The 22,442-nt window shown below is 38.7% G+C and carries 16 protein-coding genes; 7 read left to right on the plus strand and 9 right to left on the minus strand.

From position 1 onward, the window contains the following. Window positions 1-7: 7 nt before the first annotated feature. The gene (locus Q0M21_RS08215) at window positions 8-1,426 is read right to left on the minus strand and encodes a rhodanese-like domain-containing protein (protein WP_295336888.1); all 1,419 of its coding nucleotides are present in this window, start codon (window positions 1,424-1,426) and stop codon (window positions 8-10) included. A gap of 126 nt (window positions 1,427-1,552) precedes the next feature. Then, window positions 1,553-2,185, minus strand: coding sequence for a Crp/Fnr family transcriptional regulator (locus Q0M21_RS08220; protein WP_295336891.1), 633 nt, complete (start codon window positions 2,183-2,185; stop codon window positions 1,553-1,555). Between the two features lie 132 nt (window positions 2,186-2,317). Between Q0M21_RS08220 and Q0M21_RS08225 the strand changes: the two genes are divergently transcribed. The 5 genes from Q0M21_RS08225 (at window position 2,318) to Q0M21_RS08245 (ending at window position 6,404) form a co-directional block, all read left to right on the plus strand. After that, on the plus strand, window positions 2,318-2,521 hold the full coding sequence (locus Q0M21_RS08225; RefSeq protein ID WP_295336894.1) for a DUF2892 domain-containing protein: 204 nt from the start codon (window positions 2,318-2,320) through the stop codon (window positions 2,519-2,521). A gap of 144 nt (window positions 2,522-2,665) precedes the next feature. Beyond that, window positions 2,666-4,219: a bifunctional response regulator/alkaline phosphatase family protein gene (locus Q0M21_RS08230; RefSeq protein ID WP_295336896.1), complete on the plus strand. Its 1,554-nt coding sequence runs from the start codon at window positions 2,666-2,668 to the stop codon at window positions 4,217-4,219. 79 nt (window positions 4,220-4,298) lie between these two features. Beyond that, window positions 4,299-4,706: a tRNA (adenosine(37)-N6)-threonylcarbamoyltransferase complex ATPase subunit type 1 TsaE gene (gene tsaE, locus Q0M21_RS08235; protein WP_295336899.1), complete on the plus strand. Its 408-nt coding sequence runs from the start codon at window positions 4,299-4,301 to the stop codon at window positions 4,704-4,706. 65 nt (window positions 4,707-4,771) lie between these two features. Beyond that, on the plus strand, window positions 4,772-5,965 hold the full coding sequence (locus Q0M21_RS08240; RefSeq protein ID WP_295336902.1) for an alanine dehydrogenase: 1,194 nt from the start codon (window positions 4,772-4,774) through the stop codon (window positions 5,963-5,965). A gap of 64 nt (window positions 5,966-6,029) precedes the next feature. Further along, entirely contained in the window at window positions 6,030-6,404 is a 375-nt protein-coding gene (locus tag Q0M21_RS08245) for a DUF4258 domain-containing protein (RefSeq protein WP_295336904.1), read from the plus strand. 65 nt (window positions 6,405-6,469) lie between these two features. On the opposite strand, the gene secDF is transcribed toward Q0M21_RS08245, so the two are convergent. The 4 genes from secDF to asnB all read right to left on the minus strand — a co-directional run bounded on the left by secDF (window position 6,470) and on the right by asnB (window position 14,701). Further along, a complete protein-coding gene (gene secDF / locus Q0M21_RS08250; protein ID WP_295336907.1) occupies window positions 6,470-9,442 on the minus strand; it encodes a protein translocase subunit SecDF in 2,973 nt (990 codons plus the stop codon). Between the two features lie 226 nt (window positions 9,443-9,668). After that, on the minus strand, window positions 9,669-10,604 hold the full coding sequence (gene mdh / locus Q0M21_RS08255) for a malate dehydrogenase (protein WP_295336910.1): 936 nt from the start codon (window positions 10,602-10,604) through the stop codon (window positions 9,669-9,671). Window positions 10,605-10,841: 237 nt separating this feature from the next. Then, entirely contained in the window at window positions 10,842-12,782 is a 1,941-nt protein-coding gene (gene gyrB, locus Q0M21_RS08260; protein ID WP_295336912.1) for a DNA topoisomerase (ATP-hydrolyzing) subunit B, read from the minus strand. Between the two features lie 245 nt (window positions 12,783-13,027). Then, window positions 13,028-14,701, minus strand: a complete 1,674-nt coding sequence (gene asnB, locus Q0M21_RS08265; protein ID WP_295336914.1) for an asparagine synthase B — start codon at window positions 14,699-14,701, stop codon at window positions 13,028-13,030. Between the two features lie 207 nt (window positions 14,702-14,908). Here asnB and Q0M21_RS08270 point away from each other — a divergent pair, with 207 nt between their 5' ends. Together Q0M21_RS08270 and Q0M21_RS08275 are read left to right on the plus strand one after the other, a co-directional pair. After that, window positions 14,909-15,649, plus strand: a complete 741-nt coding sequence (locus Q0M21_RS08270; protein WP_295336917.1) for a glycosyltransferase family 2 protein — start codon at window positions 14,909-14,911, stop codon at window positions 15,647-15,649. Further along, entirely contained in the window at window positions 15,650-17,080 is a 1,431-nt protein-coding gene (locus Q0M21_RS08275; RefSeq protein ID WP_295336920.1) for a hypothetical protein, read from the plus strand. It abuts the gene before it with no gap. Here the strand turns inward: Q0M21_RS08275 and Q0M21_RS08280 are convergent. The 3 genes from Q0M21_RS08280 to Q0M21_RS08290 all read right to left on the minus strand — a co-directional run bounded on the left by Q0M21_RS08280 (window position 17,072) and on the right by Q0M21_RS08290 (window position 22,388). Beyond that, on the minus strand, window positions 17,072-17,515 hold the full coding sequence (locus Q0M21_RS08280; protein WP_295336923.1) for a hypothetical protein: 444 nt from the start codon (window positions 17,513-17,515) through the stop codon (window positions 17,072-17,074). The genes Q0M21_RS08275 and Q0M21_RS08280 overlap by 9 nt on opposite strands. Window positions 17,516-17,598: 83 nt before the next feature. Next, the gene (locus Q0M21_RS08285; protein WP_295336926.1) at window positions 17,599-19,317 is read right to left on the minus strand and encodes a TonB-dependent receptor; all 1,719 of its coding nucleotides are present in this window, start codon (window positions 19,315-19,317) and stop codon (window positions 17,599-17,601) included. Window positions 19,318-19,373: 56 nt separating this feature from the next. Beyond that, on the minus strand, window positions 19,374-22,388 hold the full coding sequence (locus Q0M21_RS08290; protein ID WP_295336928.1) for a tetratricopeptide repeat protein: 3,015 nt from the start codon (window positions 22,386-22,388) through the stop codon (window positions 19,374-19,376). Between the last annotated feature and the right edge of the window lie 54 nt (window positions 22,389-22,442).

The raw sequence follows: 22,442 nt of genomic DNA on the forward strand, positions 1-22,442 counted from the left end.
TCAATAGTTATAATAAAGTAGTGGGACAAACATAATTGGTAATCGGCATATTGGTTACTTTAATCGCATTAAAACCGCCAATTACATCTACAAAGTTGTCAAATCCTCTTTGTTTTAAAATGGAAGCCGCAATCATACTTCGGTAACCTCCGGCACAATGCAACACAAAGTGTTGGTCTTTTGGGAACTCCGACAGGCGTTGGCTTATTTCGTTTAAAGGAATATTGACGGCATTTATTAAGTGTTCCGAATCGTATTCGCTTTTCTTTCTGACATCGATAATTGGCGCGGCTTGAATTTCTTCTAATCGTTCTAATTCCTCTGCAGTAATTCGGTTCACGGAGTCGACCTCTTTTCCGGCTTTCGCCCACGCCTCAAATCCACCTTCTAAATAGCCAATGGCATGATCGTACCCAACTCGGGACAATCGAATAATAGCTTCCGCAACTTTTTCGTGATTTTCGGCTACGATTAAAATCTGCTGTTTCAAATCGGGAATCAATTCACCTACCCACATCGCAAAGTTACTTTCCAAACCAATGTTAATACTGTTCGGGATAAAACCTTCGGCAAACTCGGCTGCTTTGCGCGTATCCAGTATCAATGCTTGGGTTTCATTGGCAACCATTTCGAATGACTTAGCGTCGTATGGCTTTTGTCCGCGATACATAACCGTATCTAAACTTTCATAGCCTTGGATGTTCATTAAAACATTTTTAGGAAAATAAGCCGGTGGCGTGGTTAAGCCTGTCAATAACGCCAATACAAATTCGTCTTCCGTTAACTTCGGATTCAACGCGTAATTGGTCTTTTTTTGATTGCCTAAGGTATCGGTCGTTTCTTTGCTCATCATTTTTCCGCAAGCACTACCGGCACCGTGATTCGGATACACGATTAAATCATCCGACAACGGCATAATTTTTTCGCGCAACGAATGGTATAACAATCGCGCTAACTTGTCTTGCGTTAAATCGGCCACCACGTGTTGTGCCAAATCAGGTCGACCAACATCTCCAATGAATAAAGTATCTCCGGTGATAATTCCGTGTTCTTTTCCGTTTTCGTCGATAATCAAATAGGTCGTACTTTCCATGGTATGTCCCGGCGTGTGGATGGCTTTGACTTTGCATTGTCCGACTTGGAAAACCTGATTGTCTTCGGCTATTAAAGCGATAAAACCCGGTTTAGCGGTTGGTCCGTATACAATTACAGCGTTTTCTTTTTGGGCTAAATCCAAATGACCCGATACAAAATCGGCGTGGAAATGCGTTTCAAAAACGTACTTGATTTTAGCGTTGTCTTTGCGGGCGCGGTCAATGTAAGGTTGCACTTCGCGCAAAGGATCAAAAATGGCGGCTTCACCGTTCGATTCTAAATAATAAGCAGCGTGCGCCAAACATCCGGTATAAATTTGTTCTAGCTTCATGTTTTTTAAGTTTGATTCAAAAGTATCTTTTCAAGCGTAAAATTGAAATGATAATTATCAGTTGAACTGCAACAAAATTAGAACCTAAAACACCTTTAGTCGGTATCAAAAGTTACACAACCAAAACTAGTGCCGAATCAGTTCTATGGAAGCGCGATGCAGTTTGATCTTCCCTTCATTTTCCAAGGCTTTGAGCAATCGGGAAATCACCACGCGCGATGTATGCAAATCGTACGCAATTTCCTGATGGGTATTTTGAATAAAATCGGTTTTATTGATTTGGGCTTTGTCTAAAAGATAATTGTAAAGTCGCTCATCCATATTCATAAAAGCCAAATTATCTATGGCTTGAAGCATTTCTTTCAAACGACTGTTGTAGCTGTCGAATACAAAATTGCGCCAACTTTTGTATTTGCCTAACCATTCCTCCATTTTGGCTACGGGTACCATGACTACTTGACCTTTTGTTTCGGCTACGGCTCGGATTTCACTTTTGGTTTCACCCAAACAACAGGCCATGGTCATGGCACAAGTATCGCCTTTTTCGAGGAAATACAGAAGCAATTCGCCTTCGTCAAAATCCTCACGAAGAATTTTTATAGCACCGGAAAGCAGCAAAGGCATGAACTTAATGTAGTCGCCAAAATCGATTAATATATCGCCATCTTCAAAGGTTCTTAAAGTGGCCACTTGTGCAATTTCTTCTAATAATTTTTCTTCAAAAATAAAACCGTAATTTTCTTTAAGGATGTCAATCATAAGTAAGGCGCTTTTGGTTTGGTAAATTTCGATTAAAAAAGCATAGGAAAATAATTCTCAATTCTGAAATTTATATTTTTTAACTTTACTTATTGTTTATCCATTATTAACCAATACTTTACAGAAAACAAAATGAAAAAAAACATGGGAACTTTAGATCGCGGCATCAGAGTCATTTTGGCTGCTGTTTTTGCCTATTTGTATTTTTCGGGAACCCTTACCGGAACTTTAAGCTATGTACTATTGGCTTTAGGCGGCGTATTTTTACTGACCAGCTTGGTAAGTTTTTGTCCGCTTTATACTTTATTCGGCATCAATACCTGTAAAACCAAATAACCTGTTTATTTTGGTAAAAGAAAGTGCTGCTTAGGGCGGCATTTTTTATTGGTATTGCCTCAAAAAAGATTTCGCGATTTTTATAATAATTTTAATACTACTGCGTTTTATAAATAGTAATTTGCACCAAAATAACTACGAAACATGGACAAAATCAAAATACTTTGGGTGGATGACGAAATTGATTTGCTCAAACCACATATTCTCTTTTTAGAAAGTAAAAACTATCAGGTTACCACTTATAACAATGGCCGAGATGCGATTGACGCTTATGAAGACGGTAATTTTGACATTGTTTTCTTGGATGAAAACATGCCCGGTATGAGCGGTTTGGAAACCTTGTCGGAGATGAAAGAGAAAAAGTCATCTACACCGGTAATCATGATTACCAAGAGTGAAGAAGAATATATCATGGAAGAAGCGATTGGTTCAAAGATTGCCGACTATTTGATTAAACCGGTAAATCCGAATCAGATTTTATTGAGTTTGAAAAAAAACCTCGACCATTCGCGATTGATTTCAGAAAAAACCACTTTGGATTACCAAAAAGAATTCCGCAAAATCGCCATGGAATTGGCTATGGTAAACAGCTACGAAGACTGGGTGGAATTGTACAAAAAACTATTGTTTTGGGAATTGGAATTGGAAAACATCAACGACCAAAGTATGTTCGAAATTTTGGAAAGTCAGAAAGTAGAAGCCAATGTACAATTCGGAAAATTTATAGAGCGTAATTACGAAAATTGGTTCGATCCCAAGGCTGATAAACCCATACAATCTCATACGCTTTTCAGAGAATTAGTCGTTCCGGAATTGGTTAAAAAAGACAAGCCTGTTTTGTTTGTGGTAATCGATAATTTGCGCTACGACCAATGGAAAGCCATGGAGAGTGTTGTAGCCAATCATTACAAATTGGAAAAAGAAATACCCTATTACGCCAGTTTACCAACAGCAACACAATACGTCCGAAATTCGATTTTCTCCGGATTGACGCCACTGGAAATGGAAAAACAATTTCCGCAATATTGGAAAAATGATGTTGATGAAGGCGGCAAAAATATGCATGAAGCTGAGTTCCTCACTGCTCATTTGAAACGTTTAGGCCTGAACATCAAACAAGATTACTTCAAGATTACCAATCTGGCCGGCGGAAAAAAACTGGCGGACAACTTTAAAGCACTTAAAGACAATCAATTGGTAACCGTGGTTTACAATTTTGTAGACATGTTGTCACACGCCAAAACCGAAATGGATGTGGTGAAAGAATTGGCTTCCGATGACAAAGCGTACCGTTCGCTTACGTTGAGTTGGTTTAAAAATTCACCTTTATTAGAAATCATCCAGCAAGCGCAAAAATTAGGTTTTAAGTTAATCATCACCACCGATCACGGTACCATTAACGTTAAGAATCCATCGAAAGTAATCGGCGATAAAAACACCAGTTTGAACTTGCGCTATAAAACCGGTCGCAGTTTGACTTATGAAGATAAAGATGTTTATGCGGTAAAAGATCCTAAAAAAATTGGATTGCCGACAATAAACATGAGCAGCTCATACATATTTGCAAAGAATGATTTATTTTTGGCCTATGTAAACAACTACAATCATTATGTGAGTTACTACCGCAATACCTACCAGCACGGAGGCATTTCGTTAGAAGAAATGATTGTACCGTTTTTAGTGTTTAATCCGAAATAAAGGAAGTAATTAGTGAATAGTAATTAGTGATTAGCCGTTTTATTAATTACTATTCACCAATTACTAACTATAGTTGCCCATGGAAATCATCTTTTCAGTAGACGAGTTACAAGAAGTTGCTCAAAAAATCATAGCCGAAAACCCGCATAAAGTCATCATTTTTAACGGACAAATGGGCGTGGGTAAAACCACTTTAATCAAAGCTTTAGCAAAAACTTTAGGCGTAAAAGATGCTACCAGTAGTCCGACCTTTTCATTGGTAAACGAATACCAAGCCGATGGTGGGCAATACGTTTATCACTTCGATGTGTACCGATTAAAATCGGAATCTGAGGCCTTAGATATGGGTATTGATGAGTATTTGTATTCCGGACATTGGTGTTTTATTGAATGGGCCGAAAAGATTCCGAATTTACTTCCGGACGACTATTCGACTATAGACCTGACAACAGCACCCGACGGCAAAAGGATTTTAAGACTGAGCTGATATTGATTTTTGCTATTGACATTGCTATTTTTTTCGTACTTTCGAGCTAAATTCATTGTTCCGTTATGTCGTTAACCCCATTCACCAAGCAACAATTACTGCCGCAAGAGGAAAAGTTAGAAATCTTTCGTCACAAAAGCGACCTTTTCATAGGAATTCCCAAAGAGACTTCTTACCAAGAGAGACGCATTTGCTTAACGCCGGATGCGGTGAATTCACTGACTTCACACGGACATAAAGTGATGATTGAAGCCGGAGCCGGACTGAGTTCCAGTTATACCGATAAAGAGTTCAGCGATGCCGGAGCCATCATTACCAACGACACCAAGAAAGTGTTCAGTTGCCCAATGATTTTAAAGGTAGAACCTTTAACGATGGAAGAAATCGGCATGGTGAACCAAAATGCAATTGTCATTTCAGCCATTCAATTAAAAACCCGAAAAAAAGAATATTTCGAAGCTTTAGCCAAGAAAAAAGTAACCGCTTTGGCTTTTGAATACATCAAAGACGAAGACGGCTCCTATCCTGCCGTGAAATCGTTGAGCGAAATTGCCGGTACCGCTTCTGTTTTGATTGCCGCCGAACTAATGATTAACAATGAATTCGGTAAAGGATTACTTTTAGGGAACATCACAGGAGTACCACCTACTGATGTAGTCATTTTAGGCTCCGGAACCGTAGGCGAATTTGCCGCAAAAACGGCTTTAGGTTTGGGTGCCAATGTTAAAGTATTTGACAACTCCATCACCAAACTGCGTCGTTTGCAAAACAATTTAAACCAACGAATATTTACTTCTACCATACAACCCAAATCGTTACTCAAAGCTTTGAGAAGATGCGATGTAGCCATTGGCGCGATGCGTGGCAAAGACCGCTGCCCTGTAGTAGTAACCGAAACCATGGTGGAACATATGAAAAAAGGGGCTGTGATTGTTGATGTGAGCATTGATACCGGTGGCTGTTTTGAAACTTCTGAAGTAACTACACACGAATCGCCTACCTTTATAAAAAACAATGTAATTCATTATTGCGTTCCCAATATTCCGTCTCGTTATTCTAAAACGGCTTCTTTATCGATTAGTAATATCATTACACCTTATTTGTTACAAATTGCAGAAGACGGTGGATTGGAAAGTGCTATCCGATGCAACAAAGGCTTAAAAAACGGGGTGTATTTGTACCACGGTATTTTGACCAACAAAGCCATAGGCGATTGGTTTAATTTACCCGACAACGATATTAATCTGATTGTCTTCTAAAATAATCAACTTCCTTATTTATCGGAACTCCAACATTGATTACTTTTGTTGAAAAGAATCAATTATGAAGTTTTATCAACGATTTGCTTACTATTTGGTAGGCTTTAGTATCGGGATGTTTTTTGTAGTCTTAATTTGGAGCGGCAAAGATACCCGATGTAATTATTTTCCCAACGCCAGAGTGCTGAACGACCTGAGAAACAAACCTTTTTATTACGACAGTTTGGCGACCCAAAAACTAAATGAAAAATGGGTTGACACAGCCGACATCAAAGCCACTCTAACCCACGGCGATGTAGATTTTGATGTGAGTAACAAACCCTCTGAAGGCGGAAAAGTATACATCATAGAAGGAAAGACAAAACAAAATCTACCCATAGTTTTAAAAGTGATTAACTACTCCAACAAAGCTGTTTTAAAAGACATTACAAAAAAATAAACATATCATATATATAAAAAGGGTTGTCGTAATGACAACCCTTTTTTTTATCTATAGAGCAACAATTAAGCTTGTTCTCCTTTGTGACGACTCTCGATTTCTTCGATGTCTTTTTTGCTTACACTGTCAACCAAAATTGGGGTAGCGATAAACAACGAAGAATAAGTTCCAACTAAGATACCTATCAACATGGCAAAGATAAATCCACGGATAGACTCACCACCGAAAATGAACATGATTAACAATACGATAACCATAGTTAATGATGTATTGATAGTTCTGGAAAGCGTAGTATTAATAGATGCATTTACCACATCTTTAAACGTACCTTTAATGTTTCCGGCTAAAAACTCACGAACCCTGTCAAATACAATTACGGTATCGTTCATAGAGTAACCGATTACTGTTAAGATAGCAGCGATAAAGTGTTGATCCATTTCCATGTGGAAAGGCATGTATTTGTACAATAATGAATACAAACCTAATACGAAGATAACGTCGTGTAAGATAGCGGCGATAGCTCCTAATGAATACTGCCATTTACGGAAAGAGATAACTAAATACAATCCAACTACTAACATAGCACCAATTACAGCCCAGAAAGAGTTGGTTTTTATATCGGCAGAGATAGAGGCCCCAACTTTAGAGGCTTGCAAAACTCCGGTTTGTTTTCCGTCGTAAGTGTTGATGAACTTGTCGTAAGTCAAATCAGCACTGTAGTATTTTTTCAAAGTATTGAACAATAATTCATTTACTTCTTTATCTACTTCAACACCATCTTCTTTGATTTTGTATTTAGTAGTTAATTTTAACTGATCGTCTTCACCAAATACTTTGGCTTCAACGGTAACTCCGAAAGCAGCAGATAACTCTTCAGAAACCTGAGTAGCTTCTACCGGTTTTTCAAATTTTACTTGGAACGTTCTTCCTCCAACAAAATCAACACCTTCGTCTAATCCATTAAAATAGAAAGAAATACAGCTTCCTACTACTACTAAAGTAGAGATTATATAAGAAATTTTCTTAACCCCGATAAAGTCGAAGTGGAATCCGGTAAACCAGTTTTTAGTGATATTGGTAGAGAACATCAAGCTTCTGTTTTTAGCGATGTCTTTATCAATAAACATTCTGGCGATAAAAATAGAAGTAAATAACGAGGTGAAAATACCGATTAACAAAGTAGTAGCGAAACCTTGGATTGGTCCCGTACCAAAGATGAATAAGATAGCACCGGTTAAAACGTGGGTTACGTTAGCATCGATAATAGAACGCATAGCTCCTTTCCAACCGTAAGAAGATTTCACGGCATCGGCTAATGATTTTCCGTCGCGCAATTCTTCTTTCGCTCTTTCATAGATGATAATATTCGCGTCTACGGCAGTACCTAAGGTCAACACGATACCGGCAATACCAGGTAAAGTTAATACAGCACCTAAACTAGCTAGAATACCAAACAAGAATAATAAGTTAACTAACAAAGCAACGTTAGCATACCAACCTGCTCTTCCATAGTAGAATACCATCCACAAACATACCAACAAGAATCCAACTACTGATGATATCATACCGGCATCAATGGCTTTTTGTCCTAATGACGGTCCAACGATTTCAGATTGGATGATCTCAGCTGTAGCCGGTAATTTACCTGCTCTTAATACGTTTGCTAAGTCTTTCGTTTCAGCTACGTTAAAACTTCCTGTAATTTCAGATCTTCCTCCGGCAATTGGTCCTGAACTTACCCCAGGTGCAGAGTACACTACGTTGTCCAAAGCAATAGCAATGGCACTTTTTTGAGTGTAAGCATTTCCGGTTAATTTTTCCCATTCTTTAGAACCTGCAGCGTTCATTTGCATAGAAACTGCCGGTTTACCCATTTGGTCAAAAGTATCTCTGGCATCAACGATAACTCCACCACCTAATGGCGCAATATCATCTTTGTTCCCTTTTAAAGCATATAATTCAACGGTTTCCGTTTCTTTTTTGGTTTTCTCGTCTCTTACCGATGTTGGTTTACCCCAAACGAATTTAGCAAAACGCTTGTCACCCGGCAACATCGCACGAATTTCCGGTCTTTTCAAATAACCGCTGACCGCTGCTGTATCTTTAGTATTAACAATCGCTAAGATTGGACCACCACCGATAGAAACAAATTTATCAAATAAAGGATTATTCCCTTTTTTAGCAGCCGCAGAATCACTGCTTTTATCTGTCAATAATTTTGTCAATGAATCCTCAGCTTTTACCGCTTCGGTCTTCTCAGTAGTTTTTACTGTAGCTTTTAAAGTTTCGTTAGCTTGTTGCAAAAACCCACCTAACTCCTCTACTTTGAAAGTTTCCCAAAACTCTAATTCAGCTTTGCTGGAAACTAATTTTTTAATACGGTCAACATCTTTAGCTCCCGGTAACTCGATTAAGATTCTTCCGGTCTGTCCTAATTTAGCAATGTTTGGTTGGGTTACCCCGAATTTATCGATACGGCTTCTCAATACACCGAAAGCCGATTCTACAGACTCGTCAACTTTTCTGCGCAATACTTTTTTAACTTGCTCGTCAGTCGAATTGAAGTTCAACTCTTGATCGTCAAAATTTCTGTTGGCAAAAATATCAGGAGAAGCCAATTTGGTTGTGCCTTTGTTTGCATCGAAAGCTTCAAAGAAAGCATCTAAATAAGATTGATTTCCTTTTTGATTTGCCGTAGCATCTTCCAAAGCTTTGTTGAAAACCGGGTTTTTAGAATTGTTGGCTAATTGCTTCAAAACATCTTTAACAGAGATTTGAAGAATTACATTAATTCCTCCTTCAAGGTCCAAACCTTTATTGATTTGTTTGTCTTTTACTTCATTGTAAGTAAAGAAATCCAGAAATACTCTTTCCTTGCCTATTGAGTCAAGGTATTTAATTTCTTTCTCAGGATTTCCTCCCGCAAATGTTTTGGCATCACTTTTTACTTTATTGGCCACAAAAGTGAACGATAATTGGTAAATACTTACCAAAGCAAATAAAATTGCGAAAAACTTAACTAGTCCTTTATTCTGCATTATTACTAAAAATTAATTAATTCTTTTGTTTTCTCTAGACCTCACAAAAATTAAAACACCTGAAATTCAAAACTTTACAAAATAAAGCCTTGTATTTACAATCATCCCGTTTTTTATGAAACGTGCAAATATATAATTATAGATAAGATTAACCAATATTTTCTCGATTAATATCAAAAAAAAAGACTGCAAAAATTGCAGTCTTTTTTAATCGTACCTATATATATTATGCTAAATGCGATTTTAAGTCGTTATTCATGTTACGAACTGCATCAGCACTCTTAGCAAATAAGGCCTTTTCGGCTTCATTTAAGTTGATATCTACAATTTGCTCCACACCGTTTTTACCGATAATACAAGGCACTCCAATACAGATATCGCTCTGACCATACTCGCCTTCTAAAAACACGGAACACGGAATCATTTTCTTTTGGTCGTTCAAAATGGCATCTACCAAATACGCCACAGAAGCGCCCGGCGCATACCAAGCTGAAGTCCCTAACAAACCTGTTAAAGTTGCACCGCCTACCATAGTATCAGCCGCTACTTTAGCCAAAGCTTCTTCAGATAAAAACTGAGAAACCGGCACACCGTTGTACGACGCCAAACGGGTTAACGGAATCATCGTAGTATCACCGTGACCACCAATTACCATTCCTTGAATATCGTTCGCCGGCTTGTCTAAGGCCAGAGACAAATAGGTTTTGAAACGAGAACTGTCTAACGTTCCTCCCATCCCGATAATTCTGTTTTTTGGTAAGCCTAACGATTTATAAGCCAAATACGTCATCGTATCCATTGGATTCGACACAATCACGAAAATAGCATTCGGCGAATGTTGTAATAAACTTTCAGCCACACCTTTCACAATTCCGGCGTTGATGCCAATTAATTCTTCACGAGTCATGCCCGGTTTTCTCGGCACTCCAGAAGTAATCACCACCACATCACTGCCGGCAGTTTTAGCATAATCATTAGTACTTCCTACTACTTTGGTATTGAACCCTAAAGTGGTTTGGGTTTGCGTAATGTCTAACGCTTTCCCTTCAGCAAAACCTTCTCTGATATCCACCAACACTATTTCGCTGGCAATTCTTCTGTAAGCAATCGCATCGGCACAAGTAGCACCCACGTTTCCTGCTCCTACAATAGTAACTTTCATTTTTGTATATAATTTGTTGTTTCTTTTATTTTTTTGAAGCTAATCCCGCTTTACGTTGCAATCTTTTTTAGTTTGTTGGCAACAAACCAAAAAAGGATTTTCACTTCAATCGGGGCTATGGCTCTTGCGTTAAACACTACCAAATTCGAAATCTTAAAAATACCTGAAGCCCACCGGGCTTCCTCCTTTTAATTTCACACGAGCAAAGCGACTGCCGAAGGAAATAATCGGGGCTAGTTACGCATCAATTTTAGCGTACACGGCATTTTTCTCAATAAACTCTCTACGTGGCGGTACCTCATCACCCATTAACATCGAAAAGATTCTGTCGGCTTCCGTCAAACTGTCAATCGTAACCTGACGCAACGTACGGAACTCAGGATTCATGGTAGTTTCCCACAATTGTTCTGCGTTCATCTCTCCCAAACCTTTATAACGTTGGATAGTAGCACTTCCACCCATTCTTTCGTTGGCTAAATCGCGTTGGTCATCGTTCCAAGCATATTCTTTTTTGTTTCCTTTTTTCACCAAATACAACGGCGGCGTAGCAATGTAAACGTGACCGTTTTCAATCAACTCGCGCATAAAACGGAAGAAGAACGTTAAGATTAGCGTGGCAATGTGGCTACCGTCCACGTCGGCATCACACATGATGACTACTTTGTGGTATCTTAACTTTTCTATGTTCAACGCTTTGCTATCCTCTTCGGTACCGATGGTTACCCCTAAAGCGGTGAAAATATTGCGAATCTCTTCGTTTTCAAACACTTTGTGATGCATCGCTTTTTCCACGTTCAAAATCTTACCACGCAATGGCATGATGGCTTGGAAATTACGGTCGCGCCCTTGTTTGGCCGTTCCACCCGCGGAATCTCCCTCGACGAAGAAAATCTCACATCTGGCCGGATCTTGCTCGGAACAATCCGATAATTTACCCGGCAATCCGCCGCCGCCTAAAACGGTTTTGCGTTGTACCATTTCACGTGCTTTTTTGGCAGCGTGACGTGCCTGAGCGGCTAAGATTACTTTTTGAACAATGATTTTGGCGTCATTAGGATTTTCTTCCAAATAATTTTCCAACATTTCCGCCACTGCTTGAGAAACCGGAGACACTACTTCTCTGTTACCCAATTTGGTTTTGGTTTGTCCTTCAAACTGAGGTTCTGCTACTTTTACTGAAATAATCGCAGTTAAGCCTTCACGGAAATCATCTCCGGAAATTTCAAACTTCAATTTATCCAACAAACCGGAAGCATCCGCATACTTTTTCAACGTACGCGTTAATCCCATACGGAAACCTTGCAAATGCGTTCCTCCTTCGTGCGTGTTAATATTGTTGACATAAGAGAAAATGTTTTCAGAATAACTTTCGTTATAAATCAAAGCTACTTCTACCGGAATTTCTCCTTTTTCATTTTCCATCGAAATCACGTGACCGATGATAGGAATTCTGTTGCCGTCTAAAAACTTAACAAACTCTTTCAATCCTTCTTTGGAATGAAAAGTTTCTCCTTCGAATTCTCCGTTTTCTTTGGTATGTCTTTTATCGGTTAACGTGATGGTAATGCCTTTATTCAAGAAAGACAACTCACGCATACGCGCCGCTAAAGTATCATAAGAATATTCTAAGGTTTGGGTAAAAATAGTACCATCAGGTTTGAACGTTACAATAGTACCTCTTTTGGAAGTTTCTCCGATTTGTTTTACCGGATACAACGCTTTACCTCTTTCGTATTCTTGCTCGTAAATTTTACCATCGCGATGAACCGTAGCACGCAAATGATCAGATAGTGCATTCACACACGATACTCCTACCCCGTGCAAACCTCCGGAAACTTTATACGAATCTTTGTCGAATTTACCTCCGGCTCCGATTTTGGTCATTACCACCTCTAAAGCCGAAACGCCTTCTTTTTTATGAATATCTACAGGTATTCCTCGTCCGTTATCTTCAACGGTAATGGAATTGTCTTCATTAATTACTACACTGATGGTATCACAATGTCCAGCCAAAGCCTCATCGATAGAGTTGTCAACCACCTCATAAACCAAGTGATGCAAACCTCTAACTCCGGTATCTCCAATGTACATGGAAGGACGCATTCTTACGTGCTCCATTCCTTCTAACGCCTGAATACTGTCGGCTGAATAATTGTTCTTTTTAATCTCGTCGCTCATATAATTTTATCGTAAAAAATGTATTTTTTGTCTAACACGCAAATATATAAAAACGCATAGGATTTCCTATTGAAAAAAGGGTTTAAAAGCCTTAAGTTATTAACATTTTTGGTCGGATTTCAACAAAAAACGCCTGCCAAAAATGACAGACGTTTTTCAACAAACAAACTAAACTTCAATTCAATCAAGTTTGAGAACTCGACTTTACTGTAATAATACTTTTCGACATTCTGCGAAAAGACACTTTATGCTTTTACGTAGGCTTCTTCGTGTACATTAGCCACGGCTCTGCCCGACGGATCATTTAAGTTTTTAAAGGCTTCATCCCATTCTAAAGCCACTTTCGTACTGCAAGCGACACTGGCTTCCTGCGGAACACTTAACGCGGCTGTATCGCTCGGAAAATGTTCGTGAAAAATGGAACGGTAATAATACTCTTCTTTGGAGGTTGGCGTTTGTATCGGGAATTTGTATTTGGCATTGGCCAATTGCTCGTCGGTGATTTCCTGGGCGACCATGGCTTTCAAAGTGTCAATCCAACTGTAGCCTACGCCGTCACTGAATTGTTCTTTTTGTCGCCAAGCCACACTTTCGGGCAACATGTCTTCAAAAGCTTTGCGCAACACCCATTTTTCCATTCGCTCGCCATTCACCATTTTATCTTGCGGATTGATGCGCATCGCCACATCCATAAACTCTTTGTCTAAAAACGGTACACGGCCTTCGATGCCCCAAGCGGCCAAACTTTTGTTAGCTCGCAAACAATCGTACATGTGAAGTTTGTTTAACTTACGCACGGTTTCTTCGTGAAACTCTTTGGCATTCGGCGCTTTGTGGAAATACAAATAACCGCCAAACAATTCGTCTGAACCTTCGCCGGAAAGCACCATTTTAATCCCCATCGATTTGATGACTCTGGCCATTAAATACATAGGCGTAGAAGCTCGGATAGTCGTCACATCGTAAGTTTCTATATTGTAAATCACATCGCGAACAGCATCTAAACCTTCTTGTATAGTGAATTTGATTTCGTGGTGAATGGTTCCCAAATGATCGGCAACTTTACGCGCTGCCGCCAAATCAGGTGAACCTTCTAAACCAACCGCAAACGAATGCAATTGCGGATACCAAGCATCAACCGTATCTCCGGATTCAATTCGCTTTTGGGCAAATTTCTTAGCAATAGCCGAAGTGATGGAAGAATCCAATCCGCCTGACAACAATACACCGTAAGGCACATCACTCATCAACTGACGGTGCACGGCTGCTTCCAAGGCTTTTCTGATTTCTTGAATGCTGGTTTCGTTGGCTTTAACCGCTTCGAAATCGGTCCATTCTCTTTGGTACCATTGCACCAATTCGCCGTCTTTACTCGACAAATAATGGCCGGGCGGAAACAACTCGATTTTGGTACAATACCCTTCCAATGCTTTCAATTCGGAAGCCACATAAAACGTTCCGAACTGATCCCAACCCATATACAACGGAATGATGCCCATGTGATCACGAGCAATGAAGTACTCGTCTTTTTCAACATCATACAAAGCAAATCCGAAGATACCGTTCATTTCGTCTATAAAATGTGGTCCTTTTTCTTGGTAGAGCGCTAAAATAACTTCGCAATCACTTTGGGTTTGGAATTCATATTTTCCCTCAAATTGTTGACGCAACAATTGGTGGTTGTATATTTCTCCGTTAGCGGCCAAAACCAACCTTCCGTCTTTGCTGAACAACGGTTGTTTGCCCGAAGCCGGGTCTACAATAGCCAATCTTTCGTGTGCCAAAACGGCTTTATCGTTACTGAAAATACCGCTCCAATCCGGACCGCGATGGCGGATAATTTTGGACATTTCCAAGACTTGTGGTCTTAAGGTTTCTGATTTTTGCTTTAATTCAAAGGCGCATACAATTCCGCACATAGTTCTTTTATTTAATTTGATAGGGCAAAGATGCTTTTTTAGTTACAAAACAAAAACAGAATATCTATTTTAGTTAACATTTAAAACTATAAATTTAAATTATGTTTTATTTTTAAACCTATCAAAACCAAAAACAAACTGTTTGGTAAAAATTATAAATTTAAAGCTTAAGTTTACAATGAGAATAATCACTCATAATTCAAAAAGATGATTAACAACAAAAAAATCATTGTAGTACTTCCCGCATACAATGCCGGCAAAACATTATCCGATACTTACCAAGAAATTCCTTTTGATATTGTGGATGATGTGATATTGGTGGATGACAACAGTAGCGACAATACTCAAGATATCGCCAAAGAATTAGGAATCAACCATATCATTATACACAAAAAAAACTTAGGTTATGGCGGTAATCAAAAAAGTTGTTACAATAAGGCGTTGGAAATTGGCGGCGATATCATCATCATGCTCCATCCGGATTATCAATATTCACCCAAGCTAATTCACTCTATGAGTTATTTGATAGCCAACGAGGTTTATCCGGTGGTGATTGGTTCCAGGATTTTAGGCAAAGGAGCTTTGAAAGGCGGAATGCCATTCTATAAATACGTAGCTAATCGATTTCTGACTTTATTCCAAAACATCTTGATGAATCAAAAATTATCGGAATACCATACGGGTTATCGCGCTTATTCTCGTGCAGTATTGGAACAAATTGATTTCAACAAAAACTCGAATGATTTTATTTTCGACAATCAATTCATCGCCCAGATATTGTATAAAGGCTATGAAATCGCTGAGATTACCTGTCCTACCAAATATTTTGAAGACGCTTCATCGATAAACTTTTCCAGAAGTTTACAATATGGTTTAGGGGTACTACTGACTTCCCTTAAATACTTTTCGAGCAAGAACAAAATTTACAAATCCAAGTTATTTCAATAAATGAACATAAACTTTATCAACAAGCTATTGCTTTGGCTAACCCTTTTTATAGTTGTTTTGCTGATTTTTATAAATAGAAACAACGGCTTTTTTTGGGATACCATACAACTAGCCTCACAACACGGAAGCTACTACTATTTTAACAATTTCTCTGAGTTGCTTTTACCTGAAGAATTTGACAGCGGTCATATTCCTGCTTTTGGAATGTACATAGCCTTAGTATGGAAGCTTTTTGGCAGAACAATTGAGGTGAGTCACATGGCTATGCTGCCCTTTGCTGTTGGTATTGTTTGGCAGTTATACAATTTATGCAAACGATTCGTCAGCGAAAAGTATGTTGGTATTGCTTTGCTGTTAATTTTTATTGACGCGAGTTTAATGAGTCAAATAACATTAGTCTCACCTGATATACCTTTGATGTTTTTCTTTTTATTGACCTTAAATTCGATAATGAACAATAAAAAAGAGATAATCTTAATTGGGGTTTTAGGTCTCTTTCTAACCAGTATGAGAGGTATGATGCTATCTGTTTGCTTGGTATTCATTGACATTTACAGAAATTATGGATATAATAATTTAATCAATACTGAAAAAGTAAAAGCCTTACTTAAGCGATCATTGCTCTATTGGCCTGCCTTTGTAATTTTTGTCTCGTTTAGTATTTATCATTACTGCGAAAAAGGCTGGATTGGATACCATAAAGATTCTCCATGGGCTGATTGTTTTGAAAGAGTTGATTTCAAAGGATTCATTTTTAATGTTGGTCTGTTAGGATGGAGAATACTTGACTTTGGAAGAGTTGGCATTTGGATTGTACTTTTTATGCTTCTGTTACGATTCAAAAAAACTGTGTTTAATGATAAAAAGAAACACATTCTATTCTTTGCGTTTCTAATCATTCTTATCCTGCTTCCACTGAATATGCTTTGGGCAAAAAATCTATTGGCACACCGATATTTAATGCCCTTGTATATAACATTTGCTTTACTCACAGCTTCAATTGCATTCTCTAACCTTACAAGTAAACAATGGAAAAGCACAGTAATAGCCATTTGGTTGTTGATTGGATTGAGTGGCAATTTTTGGATTTACCCTCCAAAAATATCCAAAGGATGGGATTCAACATTAGCGCATTTACCATACTATGACCTCAGATTGAAAGCCATTCATTTTTTGGATAATGAAGGAATTAATTTCAAGGACGTAGACACCTTTTTTCCTAATTATTATTCAATAGAAGAGATTGACTTGAATAAAGACCAGAGAATTTTTGACAATTACACAATTGGTAATAACAGTAACTACATTTTTTACTCTAATATTTTCAATGTTGAAGATGATGTTTATGACTATATAATGGCCAATTACAAGCCGATAAAGGAATTTAAAAACAAAGGTGTTTATGTTGTAATCCTTCAAAAATCAATCTAAACTCTCAATACTGTAAAATTTACCGTTCAAATCAAACCGGAAACCTACACCATTCCCCATCAACTTTCCTCCCAAAGGCGACTGTGGAGAAATAGCAAAAATAGTTTTACCTTCTATTGTTATTTTAGGCAAAGCTGTACTGACAAACAACCACATGCCGTTGGTTTGCACTAAACTGCCTAAAGCTACTTTTTGAGATGAAACAGAGGCGTCAATTTTATCCAATATCGCTTTTTGGGCTAAGACTTCTTGCAATTTATGGTTGAGTTTTTCCTGCTCCAAATGCATCATCGACAAAGCTGTTTCATGTTTGTCGCCAGCTGAACCTTTGGCATCGTTTTGCGCGTCATCGGTCAAGCCGGAAATCATGTCTTGGAAAACATCAATGCGGTCTTGAACTAGTTGTTTATAGTATTCGAGGATTTGTTGTTTCATTTTGAGTGGCTGAGTAACTGAGTAGCTGAGTACCTTAGTTATAATACTCAGTAACTTAGGTTCTCAGCAACTTAGGCACTTTTTTAGAAATCAAACTTATAATTCGCGCCTCCTAATACTTGCAATCCTTGTACCGGATAATGCAACCAACGTTGGTAATCTTGGTTGGCCAAGTTATTGCCTCTTAAGAAAAAAGTCAAACGCTCACTGTGTTTGTATCCTACGTGTGCATTCAAGTCAAAGAAACTGTCTAAAGTAACTTCAGTGTCAAAAGTAGGTTGTGTTAAAGAGGCAAAATGGGCAAAATCTTTTCGCTCACCTACAAAAAACAAATTAGCGCCGGCGTACCATTTTTGGGTGATGTTTACCTCTAAATTAGTTCCGATTTTTAGAGCGGGTAAGTTCCAAGCTTCGTTTTCAACATCGGTCGAGTAGCTACTGAATGTTCCATTGATTCCGAAAGTTACATTTTTAGATAAATCAGCTTTTAATTCGCCAAAGAAACTTACGGTTTTGAGTTTGTCATAAACAACTTTAAATGAATTCCCGTATTGGTAGCCTTCAAACCCAACCAATTCTTCGTAACCGTTGCTTTTGAACAAAGCGCGATTGTCTTCGTTTAGATAAGAACCACGGATGTTATAACTCACACTGTTGGCCAACTTTCCTTTTAAACCAACATAAACATCATATTTCTGATCGGTTGGCGCTACGATTAACGTGGGAGAAACAAAGAAGTTTTCCTGAGCAAATTCACGGAATGAGTTTTGCTTCAATCCGCCTTCGATTCCGGCATAAAATATCATCAAATCGCCTACCACTCTGTATGAACCGGTTACTTGCGGATAGATGAAGAACTTGCTTTCGCCTTGTTCCTGAGCAGCGCTGTAAAAGAAACCTACTCCGGCATTCACCGTTAAATCGTCTTTCTGGATTTTGATACTCGGTTGAAAACCTACATTGGTAAAACCGTATTTCAAACCGGTATTCCCAACCATGTTTTTATCGAATGAACCACTGATATAATCCAATACAAAATCGGCTTTGATTTTTTGCTCAACAATATCAAACTCTAAAGATGGCTTGGCTACAAAACGATTTTCAGCCGATCCGAAAGCATCCCAAAAACGGGTAAACTTAACCGAACTTTCTTTTAAAACATTTTTTAAGCCCAATCGACCGCCTACATACAGCGTATGATAAGTTTGTTGCTCATCGATAGTAGCCAAAGTTTCAGGCGTAATCGTTTCGGGATAAAAACCGTACCAGTTGTAAATTTGGTGTTGGTAACCCAAATCGGCGTTCCAATTCATGGCATTAGTACGACTTCCATAAGTTAAATCCAAGTTTGTATTCATAAACTTATCGTCTAAAACTACGCCGTCAATGCCTCCTTGAGAAGAACTATGGCGTAACGAGCCACCGAAGTAATCCGTGTTGCTTACATTTTCGGTGACAAACAATTCGGCATTTACTGTACCGTAATTCCCGGCCGCTAAGGTTAAATAGTTGCTGAAGATTTTCTCCTGAGGTGATTTGTCTACACCGGCGGCTTTTCCTTTAGCCGGCGCAAAAGTGGACGCTACCGGAAAAGAAAAAATATTGTACTTGATATTCTCTTTTTTAAGTGTTTCCTCATCATCCAACGAAGGCATTTCTTTCACTTTAAAAGCGTCGGAAATGGTTGGTGTATAAGGTTTCACTACGTTGACTACTTCGGTCCCAATGTTTTCGTCTTTCTTTTGGGCTAAGGCGATTTGGGTTACAAAAAGGACGGCTGCTATATATTTTACTTGTTTCATATCTAATTTATAATTACACAGAGGTTCACAGAGAAACTCGGAGATTCACAGAAAATTTATTCGGTTACGGAAGAGTTCGTTTTTGCGGCTTCTCCTTTAATCATATCCAACTCGGTTTGCGCTTCGGCAACAACATCCGGATAAGCCGTGAAATTTTTAATCACACTGTCTAAAATGGAAGTCGCGCTGAAATTGTCTTTCAACTGGTAATAGTTTTTGGCCATAATAACCAAACCTTTTGCCCCGAAATATTTGTATCCTGAATACTCTTTGGCTAATTTTTGAACGGTTTTGTTCGAGTCTTCAAACTTGCCGTCTTTGTGTTTGAAATAGGCTTCGTAATACAACGCTTCAGCTGCCAATTCGCCTTTAGCAATGGTTAGCAGTTTAGCATAAGCGGTTCGGGCTTTGGCTTCGTCGTTCACCTGAATTGCCGCTCTGGCTACTATGATTTGCGCATCACTTTTGATTTTGTTATCGGTTTTGGGATTTGTCAAAACTTTGTCGGCATAAACCACGGCGTTGGCATAATCCTTTTGCTCGTAATACGCGCGCATCAAATTGGCTTGGGCGAAAGTGACATTCTGAGGAAAATCAGCTTCAGTTTCCAAACGTTTCAACACCGGAACCGCTTTGGTGTAATCGTTCTTCTTTAAGTGAATTTCACACAAACGCGCTAGGGATTGCTCGGTAAATTCGCTTCGGCTTTTGCTGATTACAAACTCATAACCCGAAACGGCATTGGCTTCCAAACCGTCGGCATAATACGATTGTGCTAAGTAGAAATTGGCTTTCAGCGCATGAATCCCGTTCGGGAATTTCGACACATAACTGCTCAAACCGGAAATGGCTTGTTTGGTATTGTTTTGCAAGTATTGTTTTTCGGCCGCTTCGTAAGTATCGTTATCCAATTCGGCATCAGAAACTTCCACAAAATCAAGTGTTCTAACCCACGACGCGTATTCGTCTACTTTACCGTTATCCATGTAAATCAAACGCGCCGTTGAAACCGCTTCTAAGGCTTCCGGCGTTCTCGGATAATCGGCGGCTACTTTTTTGAATTTAGCCAAGGCCAATTCGTCTTTTTGACCGTTGTAATACACCAAACCTTGACGCAAAACCGCTTTGGAAGCAAAAGAACCGTTTTTAAATTCAGCCAACAATTGGTCGTAGGTTTTCACAGCCAAATCGGTTTTGTTTTCCGCCACATACGTATTGCCTAATTCGAACAACGCATCATCGCGGTATTTCGACGTTTTGAAATTTTGTAAAAACTTATTGAAGTCTTCAATCTTTCTGTCGTTGCGCGATACAAACCCGTAGCTCAACGCTTTTTGGAAAGCGGCGTAATCTGCGTCGATGCCTTTCATTTCGATTGCTTTGTTGTAAGCATCCATAGCCGGCCAGTATTTGGAAGTCACAAATCGAGAATCTCCCAAACGCAAATACGCATCGTTCAAACGCACTTTGTCGTCTTTGTTGGCATCGATATAACTTTGGAAATAATTTCCGGCTTGTTCGTATTCTTTCTGTTTGAAATAAGCGTAAGCAATATTGTAGTTAATGTTTTTGTATTCCGGTGTTTCTCTGGCGGCAGCGTAGCCCAAAAATTGTTTGAAACTCAATAACGCTTCACCGAAATTATCCAATACGTATTCGGTTTCGCCTTTCCAAAACGTAGCTCTGGCGGTGAATTTTTCGGTTCTGGCAGTAGTTGCCGATTTTTTAAACATGGCTAAAGCTTCTTGGTATTTCCCGTCGGTGTACAATTCAATACCGCGGTAGAAGGTTACCTTTTGATAGGCCGGTTTGTTAGTCTCAGTATTGTTTTTCTCTAATAAAACCAACGCATCTTTATAGTTTTTCGAAGTGATATACGAGTTGATTAACAAGGTTTCAATCTCAATCTTGCTAGGCGAATTCGGATATTTTGCCAAGAACGCCGCCAATACATCGGGAATCGATTGGTAAGAGTTTCCGATTTCGTAGCTCAATTTGGCGTAATTTAAGCTCGCATCTTCTTGAATAGCTTTGTCGAAATCCATTTCAGAAGCGCTTTTGAAAGCATTCAAAGCTTGTTGCTTTTTATCGGTTTTGAAATAACATTCACCCAAATGGTAGTAGCCATTCTGAGCTACAAAATCTTTTCCGTCTATGATTTTATTGAATTGCAAAATCGCGTTTTCATAATCTTTTTGCATGTAATAAGCGTAACCCAATTGGTAAAAGTCGGTGTTATTCCATTTGCCTTTTTTGCCTTTGTATTCTTTTAGATACGGCAGCGCTTTATCGTATTGTTTTAAGTTAAAATAACTTTCGCCTATAATTTTATTCAATTCCGATTTTTCGACGGCATTGGAATTCGACATAGCGTTCAATCCGGCCTGAATCGCTTTTTCAAACTCGCCGGCTTTGAAATGCATATCGGCTTTGAAATAGGATAATTTTTCTTTGTATTTTTCTTCGTTTTCTACTTTTTCAAAATACTTATTGGCGTCTTGATAATTGTTGTCTTCATACTTCATGAAGCCCAAATAATAATTGGCTTGTGTGCCGTATTCTTTGGAGTTCACCACCTTTTTAAAGTATGCATCTGCTTCTTTCTTATTGCCGGCTGTGAAATAAGCGTAACCTTTTTGGAAGGTGAATTTTTCCGTTTGCTCGTAGGTCAATGCGCTTTCGTCTACTTTATCAAAATATTGTAAAGCCTGCGGAAATTTTCCTTGCTCAAAGTAATACTGCGCCACTTCGATGTACGCTTGATTCTGTTTGGAACTGGTTGGATAATCTTTCACAAATTGCTCCATCAACTCATCGGCATTGGTTTGATTCAAATGAATGGCACAATTGGCGATGTAATAGGCGCAATCGGCTGCTACCTCTTGTTCTTTATTGTTTTGCTTAACGCGCTCAAACAAAATTTGGGCGGATTGGTATTGCTTGTCTTTGTATAACAACACTGCCTTGTCAAACTCGGATAATTCGTGAGTGTAAATAGCAGATTGTTGGGCGGAAATCGTTGGAACCGCTGACAATCCCAACAAAAATGATAACATTAAAACGTTACGCATGGTGAATTTTTTTATTTATTCAAAAATATTACTCTAAAACCTATAACGCAAAAA

The organism is Flavobacterium sp. (assembly GCF_024710485.1).
Lineage (GTDB): Bacteria > Bacteroidota > Bacteroidia > Flavobacteriales > Flavobacteriaceae > Flavobacterium.